The following is a 1,550-nucleotide window of genomic DNA, read 5'->3' on the forward strand; positions in this document are numbered from 1 at the left end:
CCGTGATTTTAATTCAGATTAACTTGTATAGGCACATACAAAACTACGATAGTGTAGAGAAAGCTTGTTGAAAAAATCAATTTTCGATGAGGGTACTTTAAAGCATTAAAAAACCACTTAACTTTGTTAGTTCATTTCTTTAATATGCCTAAACATCAGTATTTTTTTGTTAGAATCCACAATAATTTTGCAAAGGTTAGTAATATATGAATTCATTTTATTTTGGAACACCTTTTTTAAGCAAGCAAGTCGCAGTTAATTGGGAAAAAAGTGTTAAAATGCTTAATGCGATGCTTGCCTCTGTAGCAAATCAGAGCTGTCTAGACTTTCACCATATTATTGCCTGTCATGAGATACCACCAATTAAAGAAGAATATAAATCTTTTGTAACATTTATTAATGTCAATTCACCTATACCGAAAAATAGGGCTGAGATGCTCGCGGATAAAGGATATAAGAAGCAAGCAATTGGTAACTATCTTCGTCAAAAAAAAGGAAGCACATACCTAATGCTATTGGATGCGGATGATCTAATCCACCGTAACCTAGTAGATTACGTTCTAAAGAATAAAAATCCTCATGGATATTTAATAAATAAAGGCTATATGTATTATTTTGGGGCAAAAAAAATCTTGCCTATTACCAAAAGTTTTGACCAGCAATGCGGTAGTTGTGCAATATTTTATCTTACACATGATGAACTCCCTCTAACATTAAAAGATGAAGATAATCGTTATAGCCGCTTCAAGTCACATCGACTTTGGAGTCAACAAGCGAAGTCTGAAGAGCGTCCTCTGCAAGCCATACCCTACCCCGCAGCCATTTACATACGAACTGATGATATTTCCCTTTCTAGTCAGATTCTACCACACAAAGGTTTTAAAAGACTGAGAATACTAATCAAACGATTACTGATAGAAAAAACTATCAGCGAAGCAATAAAAATCGACTTCGCCATAGAAATTCCATGATGTTTTACGAAATAATTATTTACTTTGTAACTACACTTTATAACTTAATTATTGCTGTAGTAATCTAGTATCACTTAATATATGATTAAAATTTTTTTAAAATTTTTCAGCATCTTTGGATGCTCGGTAACACATGATTCTCGATAAACTGTCAGCTTTCAATTGCTAAAGCAAGCGTTGATAAAGAAGCCTATTACTTGGTAGCTCTTCAGGGAAAAATCATGCCCCCCCTTGCTACCAGTGGCTTTGATCGTATTAGCCTAAAACCAACAAGTAGGGTCTGATGCAAAGACTCTATAATCATCAGGTATCGTCATGCACCCACAAGACCTGCTAAGCCATCTCTGAATTCTTAAAAACTATCGCCAAGATTGGAAGGTAGAGCATTCACTTTCTTACATTTTATTACTGACCGTTTGCGGTGTGATTGCAGGAGCTGAAGGCTGGGAAGAAATCGCAGATTTTGGTGAAGCGCGTATTGATTGGTTGAAGTGCTACGGTGATTTTGAAAATGGAATTCCGCGTCACAATACGATTGCCCGAGTGATCGCAAGGTTGAATCCGAGTCAGATGCAAACA

The 1,550-nt window shown here is 35.8% G+C and carries 2 protein-coding genes; both read left to right on the forward strand.

Going from position 1 to position 1,550, the window contains the following annotated elements; genetic code table 11:
* Window positions 1-206 precede the first annotated feature (206 nt).
* Window positions 207-971 (forward strand): glycosyltransferase family protein, encoded by a 765-nt coding sequence (locus D791_RS19430; RefSeq protein ID WP_051514698.1) that lies wholly within the window; start codon window positions 207-209, stop codon window positions 969-971.
* Window positions 972-1,319: 348 nt separating this feature from the next.
* Window positions 1,320-1,550, forward strand: a 231-nt coding sequence (locus D791_RS19875; protein WP_162149949.1) for a transposase family protein, incomplete at its 3' end; no start/stop codon positions are given.

Origin of the sequence: Nitrincola nitratireducens (genome assembly GCF_000585235.1) — a bacterium.
In the GTDB taxonomy this organism is placed as follows: Bacteria; Pseudomonadota; Gammaproteobacteria; order Pseudomonadales; family Balneatricaceae; genus Nitrincola; species Nitrincola alkalisediminis.

Bases quoted from the DNA above. Each gene is read 5' to 3' on its own strand.
- D791_RS19430 (WP_051514698.1), top strand. From the start codon at position 207: ATGAATTCATTTTATTTTGGAACACCTTTTTTAAGCAAGCAAGTCGCA.